Raw genomic sequence first — 21552 nt, 5'->3', positions numbered from 1 at the left:
TGGAGCTTCAAGTCCTACGACAAGGCATCAGAAACCATCAATGGAGCGGATGCCCACTTCGTCGGTACTTGGGAATTTACCCCAGCACCAACTTACAAGGCAACACATGAATTTGTCAGCGGAATCCCAGGGAAAGACCTTCCACAAGGAGTGAAAGCCTTGCTTCCAGCAGACCAAACCGACTTGAAAGATGGTAGTCAAGCGACTCCAACTCAGCCAAGTAAAACGGAAGTGAAGACAGCAGAAGGTACTTGGAGCTTCAAGTCCTACGATAAGGCATCAGAAACCATCAATGGAGCGGATGCTCACTTTGTCGGTACTTGGGAATTCACCCCAGCACCAACTTACAAGGCAACACATGAGTTTGTCAGCGGAACGCCAGGAAAAGAACTTCCACAAGAAGTGAAAACCTTGCTTCCAGCAGACCAAACAGACTTGAAAGATGGTAGTCAAGCAACTCCAACGCAACCAAGCCAAACAGAAGTGAAGACGGCAGAAGGTACATGGAGCTTCAAGTCCTACGATAAGACATCGGAAACAATTAATGGATCAGATGTTAAGTTTATAGGTACATGGGAATTTACAGCAACTCCAGTTCCAACAGTGACTCATAAAGCAGTTCACGAGTTTGTCAGCGGAACTCCAGGCAAAGAACTTCCACAAGAAGTGAAAACCTTGCTTCCAGCAGATCAAACAGACTTGAAGGACGGCAGCCAAGTAACTCCAACTCAACCAAGTCAAACAGAAGTGAAGACAGCAGAAGGCACATGGAGCTTCAAGTCTTATGACAAGACATCTGAAACAATTAATGGATCAGATGTTAAGTTTATAGGTACATGGGAATTTACAGCAACTCCAGTTCCAACAGTGACTCATAAAGCAGTTCACGAGTTTGTCAGCGGAACTCCAGGCAAAGAACTTCCACAAGAAGTGAAAACCTTGCTTCCAGCAGATCAAACAGACTTGAAGGACGGCAGCCAAGTAACTCCAACTCAACCAAGTCAAACGGAAGTGAAGACAACAGAAGGCACATGGAGCTTTAAGTCCTACGACAAGACATCGGAAACAATTAATGGATCAGATGTTAAGTTTGTAGGCACCTGGGAATTCACTCCGGCCCCAATTAAAGATTCTGGAAATACTAGTCAACCAGAAGAAAGAAGTAGTCAAAATCAGAACTTGTTACCAAACACGGGTTCAGCAGTATCTGGTCTTCTTTCAATCATCGGTCTTGCCTTTGCAAGTCTAGCAGCTTTTGTTCTTCGTAAGAAAGACTAAGCCACTCTTAGGAAATAAGAAATTGAATTCTTAATTCCTGAGTCTAAGAAGAGAGAACGAGAAATCGTTCTCTCTTTTTCTTGCATTTTATATCGAGCTGTGATATATTTTATATAACGAAGTGCGATATATCGAACTGAATAGGAGGTGCCTATAAATGGAATTAACAGATAAGGTTCGTCGGGTCTATCTTCCGATGACGGAAACGGGCTTTTATATTTTGTTCTGTCTGCAAAAGGAACGTCATGGTTATAGTATTACGCAAAAGGTCAAGGAGATGACAGATTCGCAAGTTTCGATTAGTCCTGGAACTATGTATGGAACCTTGTCAAAGATGGAAAAGGATGGCTTGATTTCTTTTGTCCGAGAGGAGGAAAAACGGAAAATCTATCAGATTACAGACTTGGGACGCAAAGTCTTAGATATTGAATTGAAACGTATTGAACGGCTCTATAGAAACAGTTTGGAGGAAGTATGATGGAAAAGAAAATTGTTTATCGAATTTTTACAATTGCGGATTATGAGAGGGAAGCTCTATACTTTAGAGAAATGCATGCTAAGGGCTGGAAACTTAGGAAAGTAAGCTATTCTATTTTATTGTTTGTAGTTAAGTATACTTTTGAAAAATGTCAGCCTGAGCAAGTATCTTATCAGTTGGACTTTTATCCTATGAAAAAATCAGAGAGAGCCTCCTATTTACAATTATTTAAAGACTGTGGCTGGGAGCATATTACAGACTTTAATGGTTTTTCCTACTTTAGAAAGATTTATTCTGGAGCTGAGTCGGATGCCGAGTTTGAAATTTATAATGACGCGACCGGGAAGTTAGCAATAGTCAAGAAGATTTTAACAATGCGGATGCTTCCTATTTTGCTTCTCTTTTCAGCGCTACTACCGATTTTCTCAAAGTTTGTCACTGGAGGTAGTTCTTTCAGATGGGAAGTATTTTTGATTTTCATAATAGATTGGGTTTTATTGATCATTTTTGCGATTCAGATTTCTTATATTTTTTGGAAATTGAGTCAAAAGTGGAAAGAATTATCTGAAAAATAAAACCATGTATGTTTTCTGATTTGGAGGTAAGACAATGAATAGCAAAGTACAATTTCGGATTTTTACCATTGTTGATTTGGACAAGGAAGAAGAATATTTACATGAGATGCACTTGAAAGGTTGGAGATATAGAACTAATCGTTTGGGCTTTTTCTATTTTGAACAATGCCAACCAGATGATGTCATCTATCATATCTATGATTCTAGATTTCTTAAAAAGTATGAGCATGAACTACAAGATTTTAGAAATAGCGGTTGGGAATTGATAGAAACAGGTTTTTGTTCGACTCTTCGTAAACCAACTTCTGATATCCTTTCAGAGGAGAAAGTCTATATGAGTAAGGGTCTCAGATGGGAAGTTATGCGGTCTAGACTTCGTTCCTGTATAGCCACTTTTTCAGGTGGTCTTGTTGTTTGCATGAGTTTGTATCGAGAAAATTTGTCTCAGTCTTTCTTTATTATTCTCTTTTTATACGCTTGCTTGATTTCTTATCTAATCTATGGTTTTTTCAGACTTAAAAGGAAATACCAAGTAGATGAGAAGTGAGATTCTAGGTCTTCAGACTGATTTTTAGCACTCTTGGTAAAAGAGTGCTAATTTTTTGAGTTTTTGTCTTGACATTCTCTTCTAAGGGTGTATAATAGAATCATGAGTTAGCACTTGGATGCATAGAGTGCTAATCGATCGGACAGAGAGGAGTGATGAGATGGTTACAGAGCGTCAGCAGGATATTTTAAATCTGATTATTGACATCTTTACCAAAACGCACGAACCTGTCGGATCCAAGGCGCTACAAGAGTCTATCAATTCTAGTAGTGCTACCATTCGTAATGACATGGCAGCTCTAGAGAAGCAGGGTTTGCTTGAGAAGGCTCATACCTCAAGCGGTCGGATGCCAAGTGTCGCGGGATTTCAGTACTATGTGAAACACTCGCTTGCTTTTGACAGACTGGCTGAAAATGAGGTATACGAGATTGTCAAAGCTTTTGATCAGGAATTCTTCAAACTGGAGGATATTCTGCAAGAGGCTGCTAATCTACTGACAGACCTGAGTGGCTGTACGGTAGTAGCACTGGATGTTGAGCCGAGCAGGCAACGGTTGACAGCCTTTGATATCGTTGTTTTGGGGCAACATACAGCCTTGGCAGTATTTACCCTAGACGAGTCGCGAACGGTTACCAGTCAATTTCTGATTCCAAGAAACTTCTTACAGGAAGATTTGCTGAAATTGAAGAGCATCATTCAGGAACGTTTCCTCGGTCATACCGTTCTGGATATTCACTACAAGATTCGGACGGAGATTCCGCAGATTATCCAGCGTTACTTTACGACAACGGACAATGTCATGGATCTCTTTGAACATATTTTTAAAGAAATGTTCAACGAAAACATTGTGGTGTCGGGCAAGGTCAATCTCTTGAATTTTGCCAATCTAGCAGCCTATCAGTTCTTTGACCAACCGCAAAAGGTGGCTCTAGAGATTCGTGAAGGTCTGCATGAAGATCAAATGCAAAATGTCCGTGTTGCGGACAGTCAGGAATCCTGTCTAGCTAACCTAGCAGTGATTAGCAGTAAATTCCTCATTCCTTATCGAGGTTTTGGAATTCTGGCAATTATCGGTCCGGTCAATCTGGATTACCAGCAATTGGTCAACCAAGTCAATGTGGTCAATCGTGTTTTGACGATGAAGTTGACGGATTTTTATCGCTACCTCAGTAGTAATCATTACGAAGTACATTAAGATTGAAATCATTAAAGGAGGCGAAAATGGCCCAAGATAAAAAAAACGAAGAAATGAAAGAAGAGGAAGTTGTGGAAACAACTGAAGAAACAACTCCTGAGAAGTCTGAGTTGGACTTGGCAAATGAACGTGCGGATGAGTTCGAAAACAAATATCTTCGTGCTCATGCAGAAATGCAGAATATTCAACGCCGTGCCAATGAAGAACGTCAAAACTTGCAACGTTATCGTAGCCAAGATCTGGCAAAAGCAATTTTACCGTCGCTTGACAACTTAGAACGTGCACTAGCAGTTGAAGGTTTGACAGACGATGTCAAAAAAGGATTGGAGATGGTGCAAGAGAGCTTGATTCACGCTTTGAAAGAAGAAGGAATCGAAGAAATCGCAGCTGACGGTGAATTTGACCATAACTATCACATGGCCATCCAAACTCTCCCAGCAGACGATGAACACCCAGCAGACACCATCGCTCAAGTCTTCCAAAAAGGCTACAAACTCCATGACCGCATCCTACGCCCAGCAATGGTAGTGGTCTATAACTAGGCTAGAGAACTTAAAAACTTGTCCGAAACGACAATAAACTATGAAGAAAGATAAAAAGCAAGCCGGAGGCTTGCAAGGAAGATATTTCCCGCCGTGGTGAAAGTTTCAGTAGCTTTTGCTACTGAAACAGGGGATTTTTGAGACAATAGGCTCAAAAATAAGTGATGAAATCCCAAAGGGAGTTGCTCACGTCCCCACCACTTAAGGGAAATATCAAAAAATCAAAATTCGAATTAAAATTTAAGGAGAAAAACACATGTCTAAAATTATCGGTATTGACTTAGGTACAACAAACTCAGCAGTTGCAGTTCTTGAAGGAACTGAAAGCAAAATCATCGCAAACCCAGAAGGAAACCGTACAACTCCATCTGTAGTTTCATTCAAAAACGGAGAAATCATCGTTGGTGATGCCGCAAAACGTCAAGCAGTCACAAACCCAGATACAGTAATCTCTATCAAATCTAAGATGGGAACTTCTGAAAAAGTTTCTGCTAACGGAAAAGAATACACTCCACAAGAAATCTCAGCTATGATTCTTCAATACTTGAAAGGTTATGCTGAAGACTACCTTGGTGAAAAAGTAACTAAAGCAGTTATCACAGTTCCAGCTTACTTCAACGACGCTCAACGTCAAGCAACAAAAGACGCTGGTAAAATCGCTGGTCTTGAAGTAGAACGTATTGTCAACGAACCAACTGCAGCAGCTCTTGCTTACGGTTTGGACAAGACTGACAAAGAAGAAAAAATCTTGGTATTCGACCTTGGTGGTGGTACATTCGACGTATCTATCCTTGAATTGGGTGACGGTGTATTCGATGTATTGTCAACTGCAGGGGACAACAAACTCGGTGGTGATGACTTTGACCAAAAAATCATCGACCACTTGGTAGCAGAATTCAAGAAAGAAAACGGTATTGACTTGTCTACTGACAAGATGGCAATGCAACGTTTGAAAGATGCAGCTGAAAAAGCTAAGAAAGACCTTTCTGGTGTAACTTCAACACAAATCAGCTTGCCATTCATCACTGCTGGTGAAGCTGGACCTCTTCACTTGGAAATGACCTTGACTCGTGCTAAATTTGACGATTTGACTCGTGACCTTGTTGAACGTACAAAAGTTCCAGTTCGTCAAGCCCTTTCAGATGCAGGTTTGAGCTTGTCAGAAATCGACGAAGTTATCCTTGTTGGTGGTTCAACTCGTATCCCAGCCGTTGTTGAAGCTGTGAAAGCTGAAACTGGTAAAGAACCAAACAAATCAGTAAACCCTGATGAAGTAGTTGCTATGGGTGCTGCGATTCAAGGTGGTGTCATCACTGGTGATGTGAAAGACGTTGTCCTTCTTGACGTAACACCATTGTCACTTGGTATCGAAACAATGGGTGGAGTATTTACAAAACTTATCGATCGCAACACAACAATCCCAACATCTAAATCACAAGTCTTCTCAACAGCAGCAGACAACCAACCAGCCGTTGATATCCACGTTCTTCAAGGTGAACGCCCAATGGCAGCAGATAACAAGACTCTTGGACGCTTCCAATTGACAGACATCCCAGCTGCACCTCGTGGAATTCCTCAAATCGAAGTAACATTTGATATCGACAAGAACGGTATCGTATCTGTTAAGGCTAAAGATCTTGGAACTCAAAAAGAACAAACAATTGTTATCCAATCAAACTCAGGTTTGACAGATGAAGAAATCGACCGCATGATGAAAGATGCAGAAGCAAATGCTGAAGCAGATAAAAAACGTAAAGAAGAAGTAGACCTTCGTAACGAAGTTGACCAAGCAATCTTTGCGACTGAAAAGACAATTAAGGAAACTGAAGGTAAAGGCTTCGATGCAGAACGTGATGCTGCCCAAGCTGCACTTGATGAGCTTAAGAAAGCTCAAGAAGACAACAACTTGGACGAAATGAAAGCGAAACTCGAAGCATTGAACGAAAAAGCTCAAGGACTTGCTGTTAAACTCTACGAACAAGCCGCAGCAGCCCAACAAGCTCAAGCAGGAGCAGAAGGCGCACAAGCAACAGGAAACGCAGGCGATGACGTCGTAGACGGAGAGTTTACGGAGAAATAAAATAGTCCAGTGGACTATTTTATCCCGAGCTTGAAAATCGGAGAGCGAGGTCGTTAAGAATGAGGAATCACTAAAGTGATTGTCATTCTACTGCAATCGCTATGGCGACTTGCTAAAAGCCTTGCTCGTTCAAAAAAAGTATAATCGACTTTGCTTTTGAATGTCGTAATGATAGGAAGAAATCCAGAGGTTGCAACCCAGCCTCTGTTTTTCGGTAAAAAGGGGCTAAACCCAATTTATTTGAGTTTTTATCATCAATATGAAAGAAAGGAATTGAACCCGACCTAGATTGAGGTTTTGTTCCGCAATATTAACAGAAAGGAATAAGGGTGTTCGTAATTGAACTCGAGCGGAAAGCTTGGAAATTAGATAAACCTCCTAAGAAATCAGGATTTCTTGTCGGTTTCCTAAATTTCAGTCGCTTTCTGTTCGCTCTTAGTATCTTGTATGAACAATACTGAATTTTATGATCGTCTGGGGGTGTCAAAAAACGCTTCGGCAGACGAGATCAAAAAGGCTTATCGTAAGCTTTCCAAAAAATATCACCCAGATATCAACAAGGAGCCTGGCGCTGAGGAAAAATACAAGGAAGTTCAAGAAGCTTATGAGACTTTGAGTGACGACCAAAAACGTGCGGCCTACGACCAGTATGGTGCTGCAGGTGCCAACGGTGGCTTTGGTGGTGCTGGTGGTTTCGGTGGCTTTGACGGAGCAGGTGGCTTCGGTGGTTTTGAAGATATCTTCTCAAGTTTTTTCGGGGGAGGCGGAGCTTCACGCAATCCAAACGCTCCTCGTCAAGGAGATGACCTCCAGTATCGTGTGAACTTGACCTTTGAAGAAGCTATCTTCGGAACAGAAAAGGAAGTTAAGTACAACCGTGAAGCCAGCTGTCGTACATGTAATGGATCTGGTGCTAAGCCAGGGACAAGTCCAGTCACTTGTGGACGCTGTCATGGTGCTGGTGTTATTAACGTTGATACGCAGACTCCTCTTGGTATGATGCGCCGTCAAGTAACCTGTGATGTCTGTCATGGTCGCGGAAAAGAAATTAAAGATCCATGTACAACTTGTCATGGAACAGGTCATGAAAAACAAGCTCATAGCGTACATGTAAAAATCCCTGCTGGTGTGGAAACAGGCCAACAAATCCGCCTCGCTGGTCAAGGTGAAGCAGGCTTTAACGGTGGACCTTATGGTGACTTGTATGTAGTAGTTTCTGTAGAAGCCAGCGACAAGTTTGAACGTGAAGGAACAACTATTTTCTACAAGTTAAATCTTAATATTGTCCAAGCTGCTCTTGGAGATACTGTTGAAATTCCAACCGTGCATGGAGATGTTGAATTGGTTATCCCAGAAGGAACACAGACTGGCAAGAAATTCCGTCTACGTGGCAAGGGAGCACCGAGCCTTCGTGGCGGTGCCGTTGGTGACCAATACGTTACTGTTAATGTCGTGACTCCGACAGGTTTGAACGACCGCCAAAAAGCTGCGCTTAAAGAATTCGCAGCTGCAGGGGACTTGAAAGTCAATCCAAAGAAAAAAGGCTTCTTTGACCATATAAAAGATGCCTTTGAAGGAGAATAAAGTAAAAAGAGCCGAGTGGCTCTTTTTTGTTACCATTAAAAATTTAGTGTCGAAAAATCATTTTCCAGTTAGTCTACTATTTATACTTTTGAGTGAGCAAGCCAGCTGCATCCATCTCCTGAATGAGTTGCTTAAGTTCCGCTTCTTTACCAGGTTTCACAGTGACAGTATCGATATGTTTGATCGCCGAATTATCCTGAATATCCACTAAGGTCAAAGCTTTTTCATAGAATGCAATTCCCTTTTTAAGACTTTCCTGATCTTTCCAATTTAGAATTGTGTAAGAAGATTTTGATTTCTTTCCTTTTTCTTGGAAATACTTCTCGCCCTCCTCCTCCAAAAATTGTATTAAACCGTGATTGAACAAGTTGTCTCCTACCTTATAGTATGAAATATCCCCTGCCTGTAGGACATAGACTTCCAGTCGGTTTTTGGTGAGTTTTGGACTTTCTTTTAGGACGGGGTGACTATTGATGACCTCGTCTGAGAAAGTAACATAAAAATCTAGGCCTCCACCCTCGTATTGATAGTGTCCATCCGATTCGACTTTCTCGGGAGGGAGGTCAAGGGAGATAAAGATTTGTTTTAAGGCTTCATTCCCCTCACGGATGTCACTCGGTGACGCCTTGAAAAGATTGGCCACTAGTAGAAATGCCAAGGCTACAAGAAGGCAGAGGCAGCCGCAAGGGATCGCGATGACCTTCGCTAGAACTTTTACAAACTGTTTCATTTTCATTCCTCTTCTTTGTTTGGACTTGACAACCTAAAATGGATTTAAGGAAAGTTGGAGGCTTTCTTATACTTGTTTTTCTTCTTGGAGGATCGCCATTCTGGTTTGGAAATCTTTTTCTAAAACTTTGAATTTGTAGGTTAAATCTTTTTGGTATTCCTTGATAAGGGCTTTTTGTTGGTCGATGATTTGTAGGCTGTTTTGGATGATATCCAAATCATCCTTGATAGCTTGGACGCGGTCAGTTGTATCTAGCACTTCATCCTGAATGGCTTGGCGATTTTTTACGACAAAATAACTTCCAGCAGCAGCTCCTGCGAATAGCAGTAGATTTGATAGTTTCATGGCATCTCCTTAAGCGTTTTTAATGGTTTCAGCGACTTGGGCAAGTTTGTCAAAGTCAGGTTCGTGGGCGATAAAGTCAATCTTGAGGTCATCTTCTGCACCGTAGCGAGGTACGAGGTGTACATGGGTATGAAAGACCGTTTGACCAGCGATTTCCTCGCAGTTGGCAATGATATTCATGCCAACAGCCTTGGTAGCCTTCATGACTTTTTGAGCCACTGTTGGTACTTGGGCAAAGAGTTGGCTGGCGCTGGTAGCGTCCATCTCTAAAAGATTGCGATAGTGCTCTTTGGGTACAATGAGGGTGTGCCCAGGCGTTACTTGAGAGATATCAAGAAAGGCAAGAACCTGCTCATCTTCGTATACTTTTGAAGCAGGAATTTCCCCTGCGATGATCTTACAAAAAATGCAATCTGACATAAAATCCACCTCTACTGTATTGAATTTTGATATAATATAGCTACATTATACCAGATTCGGAGAAAATATGTTAGAAATTAAAAACCTGACAGGAGGCTATGTTCACGTCCCTGTCTTGAAAGATGTGTCCTTTACCGTTGAAAGTGGGCAGTTGGTCGGTTTGATTGGGCTCAACGGTGCTGGGAAATCAACGACAATCAATGAGATTATTGGTCTGTTGACACCTTACAGTGGGGAAATCAAGATTAACGGTCTCACCCTGCGAGAAGATGCGACCAACTATCGCAAGCAGATTGGCTATATCCCAGAAACGCCTAGTCTGTATGAGGAATTGACCCTCAGAGAGCATATCGAGACGGTTGCCATGGCCTATGGTATTGAGCAAAAAGTGGCTTTTGAGCGAGTAGAATCTTTGTTAAAAATGTTTCGTTTGGATCAAAAATTAGACTGGTTCCCAGTGCATTTTTCCAAAGGGATGAAGCAGAAGGTCATGATTATCTGTGCCTTTGTCGTAGATCCGAGTCTTTTCATCGTTGATGAGCCTTTCCTTGGGCTCGATCCTTTGGCCATTTCTGACTTGATCCAGCTTTTGGAAGTGGAAAAGCAAAAAGGCAAGTCCATTCTCATGAGTACCCACGTGCTAGACTCAGCGGAAAAGATGTGTGATGCCTTTGTCATTCTCCACAAGGGGGAGGTGCGGGCTCAGGGGAACCTCCAGCAACTGCGGGATGCTTTTGCCATGCCTGAAGCGAGTTTGAATGATATTTACTTGGCTCTGACCAAAGAGGAGGAGCTATGAAAGACTTGTTTTTAAAGAGAAAGCAGGCTTTTCGTAAGGAGTGTCTTGGTTATCTGCGTTATGTTCTAAATGACCATTTTGTCTTGTTCCTGCTAGTTCTCATCGGTTTTCTAGCTTACCAGTACAGTCAACTCCTGCAAGATTTTCCTGAAAATCATTGGCCTATCCTCTTGTTTTTGGGGATTGTCTCTGCCTTGCTTTTAGCTTGGGGAGGAATCGCGACCTACATGGAAGGACCGGATAAACTCTTTCTCTTAGTCAGTGAAGAGGAGGTCAAGTTGTACCTCAAAGGGCAGACGTCGCGTTCATTGGTTTTCTGGACAATTGTTCAAACCCTCTTTTTACTCTTGTTTGCACCCTTGTTTTTAGCCATGGGCTATGGCTTGCCAGTCTTTCTTGTCTATGTGCTTTTATTAGGAGCTGGGAAATACCTCCTCTTTCGGCACAAAGCTAGTAAATTTTTCACTGAAACTGGACTGGACTGGGACTATGTCATTGCCCAAGAAAGCAAGCGCAAGCAAGTCTTGCTTCGTTTCTTTGCTCTCTTTACTCAGGTCAAGGGCGTTTCAAACAGTGTCAAGCGTCGCGCTTATCTGGATTTCATCCTAAAGACTGTTCAAAAGGTGCCAGGGAAGATCTGGCAAAACCTCTATCTTCGCTCTTATCTGCGAAATGGAGACCTCTTTGCCCTCAGTCTCCGCCTCTTACTCCTATCCTTGTTAGCTGTGATTTTTATCGAACAGTCTTGGATTGCGACAGCAGTAGTTGTCCTGTTTAATTACCTTATGCTCTTCCAGTTGTTGGCTCTCTATCGTGCTTTTGACTACCAGTACTTGACCCAGCTTTTTCCTTTAGAAAAGGGTGAAAAAGAGAAAGGACTACAGGAAGTTATCCGAGGATTGACATGTTTTGTTTTATTAGTTCAACTGATAGTTGGTTTGATTACCCTCCAAGAAAAACTAGCCCTTCTAGCCCTGCTTGGAGCTGGACTGGTTTTACAAGTCTTGTATTTGCCTTATCAGGTAAAACGTCAGATGCAGGATTAATCTTACTTATAGGACACTAAAAAAGAAGTTGAGTTCTGTCTCAGCTTCTTTTATTTTCTACAAGATAATAGTTGGTCCGTAGAGACTTAGTTTGGTTTTGACTTGGTCAAAGTGGAAACGGTCATAGGCCCGCCAAGCGGCGCGAGTGGGAGCATCTGGATTGAGAGCGCTGAGACCCAGGAGAAGACTGGAAGTCTGGTAAAATTTTTCCAGCTCAATCAAGAATCGATTATCCACTGTTTCAGCCTTCGCTAGAAAGTCAAGGATATTGTCCAGCTGCTCCTGAAAGCGGATATCGTCAGCTGTTGCCTGTTTGCAGACTTGGTAGGCTTTGTTTAAGTCAGTAATCAAAGTCTGAGCTATTTTGATTGGGTCTGTATCTGTCATGAGAATGCCTCCTTTGTGCTGGTTTTAAAGTTGTTTCAAGTGATTGTCTTTCTATAATCATAGTCTATCACTTTTAACTCTTTTTCTACTTTCAAATCTTTAATTATCATTGAAATTTCCTGAATGGTTATTGCAGGATTTTATGATAAAATAATTGTAAGATTATCATAGTTATTTTTTAGATACTTCGACACTTTAGGAATTTTTGAGAACCGTTTAGGATTTGGTGAAAAATAGTTTCTAGATTTATGCTATCCTCTTTTTAGGAGGTTTTATCCATGAACTACATTATCATCCAAAAAGAGAAAGAAATTTTCAAATTAAACATAGAGGATATCTACTATATCCAAACGCATCCAAACAAAGCCCATACCGTACAGATTGTTACAGAAAACGCTAGCTTTGATCTATTTCAAAATTTAAGCAATCTTGAGAAACAATATGGGGAAACCTTGACGAGATGTCATCGAAATTGTCTGGTTAACCTTGAACGGCTAAAATCCATGGATATCCAATCAAAGACTCTTTTTCTTGGAGAAGAAGGTCGATATGCTGTTCAGTGTGCCAGACGTCGCTATAGAGACATTCGCCAAAAATGGTTGAAAGAAGGAGAGTAAGAAGATGAGAATATTTGTTTTAGAAGATGATTTTTCCCAACAAGCTAGGATTGAAACGGTGATTGAGAAACTCTTGAAGGAACATCATATCACTCCGAGTTCTTTTGAAGTTTTTGGCAAGCCAGACCAACTGCTAGCAGAGGTGCATGAGAAGGGAGCACATCAGCTTTTCTTTTTGGACATTGAGATTCGAAATGAGGAGATGAAAGGCCTAGAAGTGGCAAGAAAGATTCGGGATCGAGATCCTTATGCCCTGATTGTCTTTGTGACGACTCACTCGGAGTTTATGCCCCTGTCCTTTCGCTACCAGGTATCAGCTTTGGACTACATTGATAAGGCCTTGTCGGCAGAGGAGTTTGAGTCTCGTATCGAGACAGCTCTTCTCTATGCCGATAGTCAAGACAGCAAAAGCCTGGCGGAAGATTGCTTTTACTTTAAATCAAAATTTGCTCAATTCCAGTATCCTTTTAAAGAGGTTTACTATCTCGAAACGTCCCCAAGACCCCATCGTGTTATTCTCTATACCAAGACGGATAGGCTGGAATTTACGGCGAGTCTAGAGGAGGTTCTCAAGCAGGAGCCTCGTCTCTTGCAGTGTCATCGTTCTTTTCTCATCAATCCAGCCAATGTAGTGCATTTGGATAAGAAAGAAAAACTGCTTTTCTTTGCCAATGGTGGAAGTTGTCTAATCGCGCGTTATAAGGTTAGGGAAGTGTCTGAGGCTATCAATAATTTGCATTGAGCTAGGAGAATTTATGAATATTACTTGGATATTATTGTATACACTTATTACTAATGGGCTAGAAATTGTCATTTTCTTTAAGGTAGATGGAATTGGTCTCACTTTCGAGAGGATTTTTAAGGCCTTTCTTCTGAAATTTCTCCTAGGGGCCATTTTTGCGACTTTTAAATTTTTAGCTGTGAGTGAATATTTGTCATATTTTATAGAACCTTTGTTTGGCATAGGGTTATCTTTCTTATTGTTAAGAGGGCTTCCTAAAAAACTTCTTTTCTTTTATGGTCTCTTTCCAATGATATTGGTGAATCTCTTTTATAGAGGAGTCTCCTATTTTGTGCTTCCATTTTTGGGACAAGGGCAAGTATATGATGGCTACTCACTTACTGGGTTATGTATAATAATTTTCAATTTCTTCATTTCTCTAGTCTTTTTGAAATGGTTGGACTATGATTTTACTAGTTTGAGAAGGGAGATTCTAGATAAAGGTTTTCAAAAGTCCCTGACTAAAATTAACTGGATAATGGGAACCTACTATCTAGTTATGGAAACTCTGTCTTTCTTTGAATATGAACAAAGCATTCAATCAAAGACTGTTCGCCATCTGATCCTAGTGTTTTACATGCTCTTTTTTATGGGGGTTATCAAGAAGCTGGATACCTATTTGAAGGAAAAACTTCAGGAGAAACTGAACCAAGAGCAGGCCCTGCGCTATAGAGATATGGAACGCTATAGTCGGCATATAGAGGAGCTTTATAAGGAAGTTCGGAGCTTTCGTCATGATTATGCCAACCTCTTGACCAGCTTAAGCCTAGGCATTGAAGAGGAGGATATGGAGCAGATAAAAGAGATCTACGACTCCGTCTTGAAGGATTCTAGTGAAAAATTGCAGGACAACAAATATGACCTGGGCCGATTGGTGAATATTCGGGACCGTGCCCTCAAAAGTCTCCTCGCAGGAAAATTTATAAAAGCCAGAGAAAAGGATATTGTCTTTAATGTCGAGGTTCCTGAGGAGATTCAAGTTGAGGGGATGAGCCTACTTGATTTTCTAACCATTGTGTCTATCCTTTGTGACAATGCTATTGAAGCTAGTGCAGAGGCTAGTCAACCTTATGTCTCAATCGCCTTTTTAAAAAGTGGAGCGAAGGAAAACTTTATCATTGAAAACTCCATCAAAGAAGAGGGCATAGATGTTTCTGAAATCTTCTCTTTTGGAGTTAGTTCTAAAGGGGAGGAGAGAGGAGTTGGTCTTTATACCGTTATGAAGATAGTGGAAAGTTATCCCAATGCTAGTCTCAATACTATCTGTCAAAATCAAGTCTTTCGTCAGATACTTACTATGATGCATACAGAATGATGAAAATAAGACCGAGAGTTCTTGTATCTCGATCTTATTTTTTTATAGTTGTATTGGCTGATGAAGTCCTTGTGTGATGTTATGAGAATATCTATTAACGCTATATAAGAAATTTTCCCACCATCCTCCACCTGTAATCTGGTTGAGTTCAGTAGTTGTTAGTTCTTGAAATGAAGTTAGGTTTTGATTCTTATCCATGTTACGATTCTCCTGTTTTATAAGATAATAAATAGTTATAGAGTGTTATCTGAAAATTAATCAGAATGTGTTAAAATTTTATCTTTGAAATAATCAAAATATGTTTTCTTTGCAGTTACACTAGTGACGCGACCTTGTAAGCCGTATTGGATGAGTTTACTGTCCTCATTAGATAGTTTTGCAAGAGCGGTTAGTTTAAAGAGATTTCCTTGTTCTGTTCTGGTAGGAGTTTGATCAATGCTCTGAAGTTGGCCAATGATGGTAATACCGTGATTTCCAATCTTCTCAAGTTTTAATCTTACAGTTTGTCCTTTATCTAGTAAGGGGAGATAGTCAGATGATACGTAGTAAGTGATTAGTACTTCTCTTGTATCTGTGATGACAGGGAATATTTGAGCAATTTCTGTACCAGTCGGAATTCTATTTTTACCTTCAAATTCGCTGTTCAGATGAATGATACCTTTACTTGGAGCGGTTAAGGTATTATTTTCTAAGCGCTGTGTCGCTTGATCTAGTTGTACTTTTAATTCTGTTAATTGATTTTCCACGGTTAGTTGTTGCTGAGAAGCAGTCTGTAAAAATTGAGTGCGGAGTACTTCAATTTTGGTTTCTAAACTATTATCATAAGTTGCTACACTTCCGATACCAGCTTGCTGAATTTTGAGGCTTGCGATAGATGATTCAAGATTTGCAATACTTTGATTGATTTGAGATAAAAATGGCTCCTCTGCAGTTCCCTGTGTTTGTCCTTGTGAGGCTACAAGATAACGATTCAAAATTGACTGGTGTGGATTGCCAGTCGGTAAGCGTGCTCTTTTGTTTATGATAGCATCTCTCAGCTCTTCATATTCTCCAATTTGTTGTTGAATTTTTGTAATTTCTTGTTCGATAGCTGATGAACTGCTATTAGCAAGATTGGCTTGATTTGAAACTTCAGTGTTAGTCTTTGAGATACCCAGCTCAATATCATGAGCTTGTTTAGTAAAATTCATAAAGGTATTATAGTAGCCAAACTCATCCTCACCAGAAAAAAGATCGGTATTTTTTTCTAAGCTTTGTTTCAAAATTCCAAGTCCTTCTTTTTGCTTCTCAAGTCTTTGTAACTGAGTTTCTAAGGCAGTTTTCTGACTTTCTTCCATTGTTTCAGAGTATTTGATGAGTAAGTCACCTTTTTCAACTACTTGATTTGCCACTAAATGATTAGCTAAGATAGTATTATCACTGGTTGACTGAATGGATGCAATGACACTTGTAGGAGTGACTTCTCCTTGCGATGTAACAGTAATCTCTTTTGTAGCAACAAGGGAGAAAATCACGATGAAAGTAAACAGTAATGAAAGTGGTATGATCAATACTGTCGCATAATTATGGTAACGTCTCTGATAAAACTCGACGCTTCTAAAAAGATTAGGATTCATAACATTCTCCTTATTTGTTGAATAGATGATGGTAGAAGCCTTGCGCCTGTATTAACTCTTGATGACTACCAACTTCAATGATTTTCCCTTGGTCAAGAACAATGACACGGTTAGTCCGTTCGGCTATACTTAGACGATGGGCTACAAAGAGAATGGTTTTATCAGTTAGGGACATAAGATTATCTATAACCTTTTTCTCAGTCAAAACATCGAGAGCACTAGTAGCTTCATCTAGTATTAAAACAGGAGATTTAGTTAAAAGAGCACGAGCGAGGGCGATTCGTTGCTTCTGTCCTCCTGACAGACCTGCTCCATCAGAAAGTTGAGTTTGATAGCCCATAGGCATTCTTTCAATATCTTGACGGATTTCAGCTAATTCGCAAGCTTTTAGAATATCTTCTTGGCTAATCATATTATTACCACCCAAGGTTAAGTTTTCCAAGATAGAGCCATTAAAGATATAGGCTTGTTGGGGCAGGTAATTAATATGACGGCGCAAGACTTTTTTATCAATATTTTTAATATCCTGATGATTGATGGAAATATGTCCTTTGTAAGGTTCAAAGAAATTGACAATCATTTTGGCTAAAGTTGTTTTACCAGAACCACTAACTCCAACCAGGCTGACCTTATCTCCTTGTTTAATCGTTAGATTAATATCCGTTAAGGTATCTCGCCCAAAACCATACTTATAAGAAAGGTCATCAAATTCAATATCGCCCATCAAAAAATGTGAATGAACAGAGTTTTCTTGAACTTGAAATTCAGATTCGACTAAATAGACCTCGTTCAAGCGGTTATTAGCAACCTTCGCAGATTGGAGTTTGGTTTGGAGGTTGATAATATTTTCCATAGGAGTTGTAAAGTAAGAAAGAAGTGTATTAAAGGTAATCAGCTGACCGATAGAAATTTTACTCGACATGACTAATTGAGCACCAAACCATAGGATAAAGATATTAAGAACTAACTTTGTTCCTTGCTTTAAATTAGTTTGTAAAATAGAATATTTAGTAAGTTTAAAGGATTTTTCCAAATAATCTACAAATTCGCTGTCTATATTTTGATAGCGATTTTCTTCACTCGTGAGCGACTTTATAGTTTCAATCCCGTTGATATCTTCGATAATAGCAGAGCTAACCATAGAATTACTTTGCATGACATCATGGTTCATTTTTTCGAAAGGCTTCATAAAAGAAAAGATGATGAACATGTATATAGGAATGGAAATAAGAGAAAGAAGGAAGAGATTAGGGTTTTGTGCCAGTAAGACGCCCCCTACAAGAATCAGAATAGAAACATCCAGAAAAAGAGAAAGAATGGTAGAAGCCAAGGCATCTATAATAGAGTTAGCATCTGTGAACCGTGAAATGATTTCTCCTGTACGACGTGTCGCAAAGAAAGACATAGGAAGTTCAAAAATATGGCGAATATAGGATAAAATCACATCAATACTTAATCTCTGACTCAGAACAGTTAGGAGATAATCTCTGGAGAAGCTCATGGCTTGTTGGAGGATATAGGTGATAATTAGACCAATTGAGATAATTCCTAAAGTTGATTTCATCTGATTTGGGATGTATTCATCTAAGATTCCTTGGAGATAATAAGAACCACCGATATTGATAATAGTGACTAATAAGCTTGAGAGAACAATGTAAGCAATGAGAGATTTTTGTTTGAAAATCAGAGGGAGGAAGCTCAGTAGACCATTCTTTTTATCTTTATGGGGTTGATAGCTGGGTTTGGGAGCTAGAAAAATAGCTACTCCAGTCCATTCAGAGAAAAAGCGTTCTTTTGACATTTTTGTGATTTTTACAGAAGGGTCAGGATCACCAATAATCAGATAGTCTTTCTTTGTTTGATAGACAACATAGTAATGTTGGAGTTTCCCTTCTTTGTTAACGTGAACGATAAATGGATAGGGGACATCACTCATGTCAAAGAGCGTTTTATCTGCTTGAACAGGCCTTGTTTCAAATCCCATTTCATTTGCGGCTTTTACAATGCCAAGAGCAGTCGTCCCTTCTTTGTTGGTCTTTGCAAGTTCTCTCAAGTGAGCTAGAGAAAAATCTGAACCATAGAATTTAGCAATCGAGGCTAAGGCAGCGACACCACAGTCTCTAGCATCTATTTGAGGAACAAATGTATGTTTATAAGAAGTCATTGGCAAATCCTTTCATATAAAATATGAATTTATTATACCATGATACTAAGTTCATATTTTATAAAATCTTGAATTGTCATTGAAACTTCCTGAATGGTAAAAAAGTGATTAGAAACTATCTTTCTTTAAAAATCTATAGGTGTATTTTGAAATAAAAAGCTAATTCAAGACGTTTCGATGACAATTCAAGATTTGGATGAAAAACTTTAACAAACAATGATATACTAAACTTGTCAAAGTTGCAACAGGACAAAAAATTAAAAATAAAAAAAGGAGTATTTGTCATGAATACAAAAATGATGGAACAATTTGAGATTATGGATACTGATATGCTTGCGAAAGTTGAAGGAGGTTTCGGAGGTTGGGGAGATATGCTTTCTGGTTTATTGGGTGGACTAGCACCGTCTCCAACTTTGGATCAATTAAATGGTAAGTGGCCTATTAGACATCCTTCGAAACCATGTAGTCCTTATGGTATAGGGGGAACTCCAAACTCATGTAATGGTATTTAAAAAGGATTGAAGCTATGAAGGCAAAATATGGGAATCAAATTGTTGATGTTTGGGAAATTGGTCAAGCAACTCCTAAACCAAGTTGGGTAGAGGAAGCTTTTCAAAAAAATTATATGGTTTGGTTGGATAATCATGTGCGCATTCTTATGGCGGCTCTTAATACTTCTCTCACAACTAATATCAAGTTTGGTCTGGTTGGAACAGTTGGAGGAGGATTCGCTGGTTATGGTATATATGTTCTTGGTTACCCAGGTGATTATCTAGATATCACCAATCATAGAGTTGTTTCTGCTAAAACATTTCACAAAAGTTATCAAATTTTAGAAAATGATTAGATATCATTTAATTGTAATGGAGTTTAGGTATGGAAAAAATATTTGCTAAAAAACGCAACGTATTTCTAACGAGATTGTTTCTAGGTCAGTTGCCTTTGCTAATCTCTACTTATCTATTTCTCTCTCGTCAATTTTTAAATTTTTCCTTAGTCTACCAATTTATTTTAGTGGTTATCAACTTGACTTCTATTTTGGCTGTTGTTTATCTCACTAGGTAAATGAGAGTGAAAAAATTTGAAGATGATGGTTTGATAAGTCCTAGAGCCAATCAACTAATGTTCGTAGGATTGACATGTTTTATGACTATTATCTGTTTGTATAGAGGTATCACAGCAGTAGAATCCTATCAACAACTAATCGCCTATATTGGAGCTATTCTATGCTTTATTATCACGCTTCTGCTCGTTTGGGGGTTGAAGTATTATAAAAAGTAGAGCTTAATGAAGTATAAAGGGGTCAGTTTTTTTGAAATACTTACCCCTTTTATAATGAAGTTTTTGCAATTCAAGATGTTTCGATGACCATTCATGATTTGAGTAATCCAAGGTCAAAATGAGTGCTATACTAGCAGTGTAAAGGTTCTTGCTCAACTAAGATAAATCACACATTTAGGAGGAAATCTTATGAAGAAAAAAATACTTATCATTTTCATCTTGTATCTAATCATGTCCCTCTTTCTTTATCCGCTTAGGGAAAGTATTTGGTATCAGCTATTTTATACCATAGCTTATGTGATTGCAGTTATGATCTATTTTGCTTTAACTAAAAAGAAAGGAGCAAAGAAATGAAAACTTTTCTTGCTAAAAAACGGAACATCTTCCTTTCGTTTGGGGGTTGAAGTATTATAAAAAGTAGAGGTTAATGAAGTATAAAAGGGTAAGTGTTTTCGAAATGCTTACCTTTTTAATGAAGTTTTTGCAATTCAAGATGTTTTGATGACCATTTAAGATTTATATGAATTTGTAATCTTAAATAAGGTAAGATAAAGACAACAAATGTAAAGGAGTATTCTTATGAAGAAACAAAAGATAAAATCGCTATTACTTGTACCACTTGTATTTGCATCTATTACTACAGGTGCTGTATATGCAGAAGAACAGACTACTTCATCTATCCAGGCGAATGATAGTTCTCTTGTGGCACCAGATTTGCCATCGACTAAGGAAAAGGTGGAGAATAAACCTTCTATTGTAACCCCAGAAGAGTATGAGCAGAATGTTGCGGAATTTAAAAAGATAGATATTGAAGCCGTTCGTCAATCTTTTACCGGGGACCAATTGGAACATACTATATATTTTGGTAGAAAAACATGCTCTCATTGTCGTCAATTTTCTCCTGAATTGAAAGAATTTAATAACCTGATTGAAAAGAAGTTAGAGTATTATGATTTGGATGGTAAAGATTTTGACGGGGAAGCGAGAGAGTTTCTATTTAAAAAAGTCGGTATTCCAGGAACACCAACAATTTTGTATTTAAGAAATGGACATCCGATATCTGGATGGGTTGGTGGCGGAGCGACTGCACAACAGGTTTATGATTATATGTACTCGAGAAACTCACCTAAGCAAACGGAAACAATAGCATCGTCCGAGGAAACAGTAACTGAAAATGTGCATGATGAGAAAACCAGAAATGACAGCATGAGTACTAGTGATAAAGTTGTAAGTGAAAGCAAAGGTATGAGTGATGAAAAAAGAACCGAAATGAAAATATCCAATGATAATCCCAATTCTAATAGTGAAAATAGCGGGAAAGTGGAGAGTATAAACTCAACTTCCAAAGCTAAAACTACTCAATCTGGCGATTTAGCAATGTTAGACAATAAGAATCAATTGGAAACTCTCAAACCTATTTTTGATGCTGCTCAAGAAAATAAAACTCCTTTAACCGATGTTAAGGGAAGCCAATCTATTACTTCGAATGAAAAATTATTACCGAAAACAGGAGAGGAAGAAAGTTACCAACTGATTCGGCTAGCTGTCGCGTTTCTTATGACTTCTATAATGATTAAAGTGAAACAAAAAATTCATAAATAAAAATAGATGGTAAACAGGTGCAATGATATTATTTGTTTGTAATAACATATGGCTAGAATTTGCCTATAGACAAGAGTGAAAGGGCAAGCATGTTTTTAATGCTTGCTTTTTAAATTTTTTAACAATTCAAGACGTTTCGATGGCAATTCAAGATTTGGATGAAAAAATAT

Annotated in this window: 23 protein-coding genes and 1 pseudogene; 17 read left to right on the top strand and 7 right to left on the bottom strand. The window is 39.2% G+C overall.

Going from position 1 to position 21552, the window contains the following annotated elements; translation table 11 throughout:
- From M1G01_RS07660 to dnaJ, 8 genes are all read left to right on the top strand, one after another.
- On the top strand, positions 1–1278 hold a 1278-nt coding region (locus M1G01_RS07660), incomplete at its 5' end, for an SHIRT domain-containing protein (RefSeq protein ID WP_247931533.1).
- A gap of 157 nt (positions 1279–1435) precedes the next feature.
- Positions 1436–1756, top strand: a complete 321-nt coding sequence (locus tag M1G01_RS07655; RefSeq protein ID WP_000423991.1) for a PadR family transcriptional regulator — start codon at positions 1436–1438, stop codon at positions 1754–1756.
- Positions 1756–2331 (top strand): DUF2812 domain-containing protein, encoded by a 576-nt coding sequence (locus M1G01_RS07650; RefSeq protein WP_247931532.1) that lies wholly within the window; start codon positions 1756–1758, stop codon positions 2329–2331. The genes M1G01_RS07655 and M1G01_RS07650 overlap by 1 nt, the downstream gene beginning before the upstream one ends.
- Positions 2332–2365: 34 nt before the next feature.
- On the top strand, positions 2366–2878 hold the full coding sequence (locus M1G01_RS07645) for a DUF2812 domain-containing protein (protein WP_247931531.1): 513 nt from the start codon (positions 2366–2368) through the stop codon (positions 2876–2878).
- A 160-nt stretch (positions 2879–3038) separates the two neighbouring features.
- Complete coding sequence (gene hrcA / locus M1G01_RS07640) at positions 3039–4073, top strand: heat-inducible transcriptional repressor HrcA (RefSeq protein ID WP_071851840.1); 1035 nt, start codon at positions 3039–3041, stop codon at positions 4071–4073.
- Positions 4074–4099: 26 nt separating this feature from the next.
- Positions 4100–4615, top strand: coding sequence for a nucleotide exchange factor GrpE (gene grpE / locus M1G01_RS07635; protein WP_000046057.1), 516 nt, complete (start codon positions 4100–4102; stop codon positions 4613–4615).
- Between the two features lie 256 nt (positions 4616–4871).
- The gene (dnaK, locus tag M1G01_RS07630; RefSeq protein ID WP_061415785.1) at positions 4872–6695 is read left to right on the top strand and encodes a molecular chaperone DnaK; all 1824 of its coding nucleotides are present in this window, start codon (positions 4872–4874) and stop codon (positions 6693–6695) included.
- 447 nt (positions 6696–7142) lie between these two features.
- Positions 7143–8279 (top strand): molecular chaperone DnaJ, encoded by a 1137-nt coding sequence (dnaJ, locus tag M1G01_RS07625; protein ID WP_001066312.1) that lies wholly within the window; start codon positions 7143–7145, stop codon positions 8277–8279.
- Positions 8280–8355: 76 nt separating this feature from the next.
- Here the strand turns inward: dnaJ and M1G01_RS07620 are convergent, their stop codons facing one another.
- The 3 genes from M1G01_RS07620 to M1G01_RS07610 are packed head-to-tail and all read right to left on the bottom strand — an operon-like array spanning position 8356 to position 9774.
- Complete coding sequence (locus M1G01_RS07620; protein WP_125384972.1) at positions 8356–9015, bottom strand: hypothetical protein; 660 nt, start codon at positions 9013–9015, stop codon at positions 8356–8358.
- A gap of 60 nt (positions 9016–9075) precedes the next feature.
- On the bottom strand, positions 9076–9354 hold the full coding sequence (locus tag M1G01_RS07615) for a hypothetical protein (RefSeq protein WP_125384973.1): 279 nt from the start codon (positions 9352–9354) through the stop codon (positions 9076–9078).
- 9 nt (positions 9355–9363) lie between these two features.
- On the bottom strand, positions 9364–9774 hold the full coding sequence (locus M1G01_RS07610) for an HIT family protein (RefSeq protein ID WP_125384974.1): 411 nt from the start codon (positions 9772–9774) through the stop codon (positions 9364–9366).
- A 67-nt stretch (positions 9775–9841) separates the two neighbouring features.
- Here M1G01_RS07610 and M1G01_RS07605 point away from each other — a divergent pair, with 67 nt between their 5' ends.
- Both M1G01_RS07605 and M1G01_RS07600 read left to right on the top strand, forming a co-directional pair.
- The gene (locus M1G01_RS07605; protein WP_101800368.1) at positions 9842–10573 is read left to right on the top strand and encodes an ABC transporter ATP-binding protein; all 732 of its coding nucleotides are present in this window, start codon (positions 9842–9844) and stop codon (positions 10571–10573) included.
- Positions 10570–11619: an ABC transporter permease gene (locus M1G01_RS07600; protein WP_101800369.1), complete on the top strand. Its 1050-nt coding sequence runs from the start codon at positions 10570–10572 to the stop codon at positions 11617–11619. The genes M1G01_RS07605 and M1G01_RS07600 overlap by 4 nt, the downstream gene beginning before the upstream one ends.
- Positions 11620–11676: 57 nt before the next feature.
- Here the strand turns inward: M1G01_RS07600 and M1G01_RS07595 are convergent, their stop codons facing one another.
- A complete protein-coding gene (locus M1G01_RS07595) occupies positions 11677–12006 on the bottom strand; it encodes a helicase BlpT (protein WP_101800370.1) in 330 nt (109 codons plus the stop codon).
- Between the two features lie 278 nt (positions 12007–12284).
- Here M1G01_RS07595 and M1G01_RS07590 point away from each other — a divergent pair, with 278 nt between their 5' ends.
- From M1G01_RS07590 to M1G01_RS07580, 3 genes are read left to right on the top strand one after another with little or no spacing between them, the layout of a single operon-like run.
- Positions 12285–12623 carry a LytTR family DNA-binding domain-containing protein gene (locus M1G01_RS07590; protein ID WP_101800371.1) on the top strand — a complete coding sequence of 113 codons (339 nt, stop codon included), beginning with the start codon at positions 12285–12287 and terminating at the stop codon, positions 12621–12623.
- 4 nt (positions 12624–12627) lie between these two features.
- On the top strand, positions 12628–13365 hold the full coding sequence (locus M1G01_RS07585) for a response regulator transcription factor (protein ID WP_101800372.1): 738 nt from the start codon (positions 12628–12630) through the stop codon (positions 13363–13365).
- A 13-nt stretch (positions 13366–13378) separates the two neighbouring features.
- Positions 13379–14719 carry a sensor histidine kinase gene (locus tag M1G01_RS07580; protein WP_095726453.1) on the top strand — a complete coding sequence of 447 codons (1341 nt, stop codon included), beginning with the start codon at positions 13379–13381 and terminating at the stop codon, positions 14717–14719.
- Between the two features lie 42 nt (positions 14720–14761).
- Here the strand turns inward: M1G01_RS07580 and blpC are convergent, their stop codons facing one another.
- The 3 genes from blpC to blpA are packed head-to-tail and all read right to left on the bottom strand — an operon-like array spanning position 14762 to position 18499.
- Entirely contained in the window at positions 14762–14917 is a 156-nt protein-coding gene (blpC, locus tag M1G01_RS07575) for a quorum-sensing system pheromone BlpC (protein WP_000360258.1), read from the bottom strand.
- 56 nt (positions 14918–14973) lie between these two features.
- Entirely contained in the window at positions 14974–16335 is a 1362-nt protein-coding gene (gene blpB, locus M1G01_RS07570) for a peptide export ABC transport accessory protein BlpB (RefSeq protein WP_095726454.1), read from the bottom strand.
- A 10-nt stretch (positions 16336–16345) separates the two neighbouring features.
- Complete coding sequence (gene blpA / locus M1G01_RS07565) at positions 16346–18499, bottom strand: peptide cleavage/export ABC transporter BlpA (RefSeq protein ID WP_095726455.1); 2154 nt, start codon at positions 18497–18499, stop codon at positions 16346–16348.
- Between the two features lie 284 nt (positions 18500–18783).
- Between blpA and M1G01_RS07560 the strand changes: the two genes are divergently transcribed.
- The 4 genes and pseudogenes from M1G01_RS07560 (at position 18784) to M1G01_RS07545 (ending at position 21382) form a co-directional block, all read left to right on the top strand.
- Entirely contained in the window at positions 18784–19011 is a 228-nt protein-coding gene (locus M1G01_RS07560; protein WP_070800393.1) for a bacteriocin class II family protein, read from the top strand.
- A 14-nt stretch (positions 19012–19025) separates the two neighbouring features.
- Complete coding sequence (locus M1G01_RS07555) at positions 19026–19346, top strand: role in replication (RefSeq protein ID WP_095726456.1); 321 nt, start codon at positions 19026–19028, stop codon at positions 19344–19346.
- A 29-nt stretch (positions 19347–19375) separates the two neighbouring features.
- A pseudogene (locus tag M1G01_RS09675) lies at positions 19376–19780 on the top strand (immunity protein).
- Positions 19781–20359: 579 nt separating this feature from the next.
- Positions 20360–21382 carry a DUF6568 family protein gene (locus M1G01_RS07545; protein WP_095726459.1) on the top strand — a complete coding sequence of 341 codons (1023 nt, stop codon included), beginning with the start codon at positions 20360–20362 and terminating at the stop codon, positions 21380–21382.
- Positions 21383–21552 lie beyond the last annotated feature (170 nt).

The organism is Streptococcus oralis (assembly GCF_023110055.1).
GTDB classification, from domain to species: Bacteria; Bacillota; Bacilli; order Lactobacillales; family Streptococcaceae; genus Streptococcus; species Streptococcus oralis_BY.
Note: the sequence above shows the minus strand (reverse complement) of the source record. Positions and strands in the feature narration are given on the sequence as shown.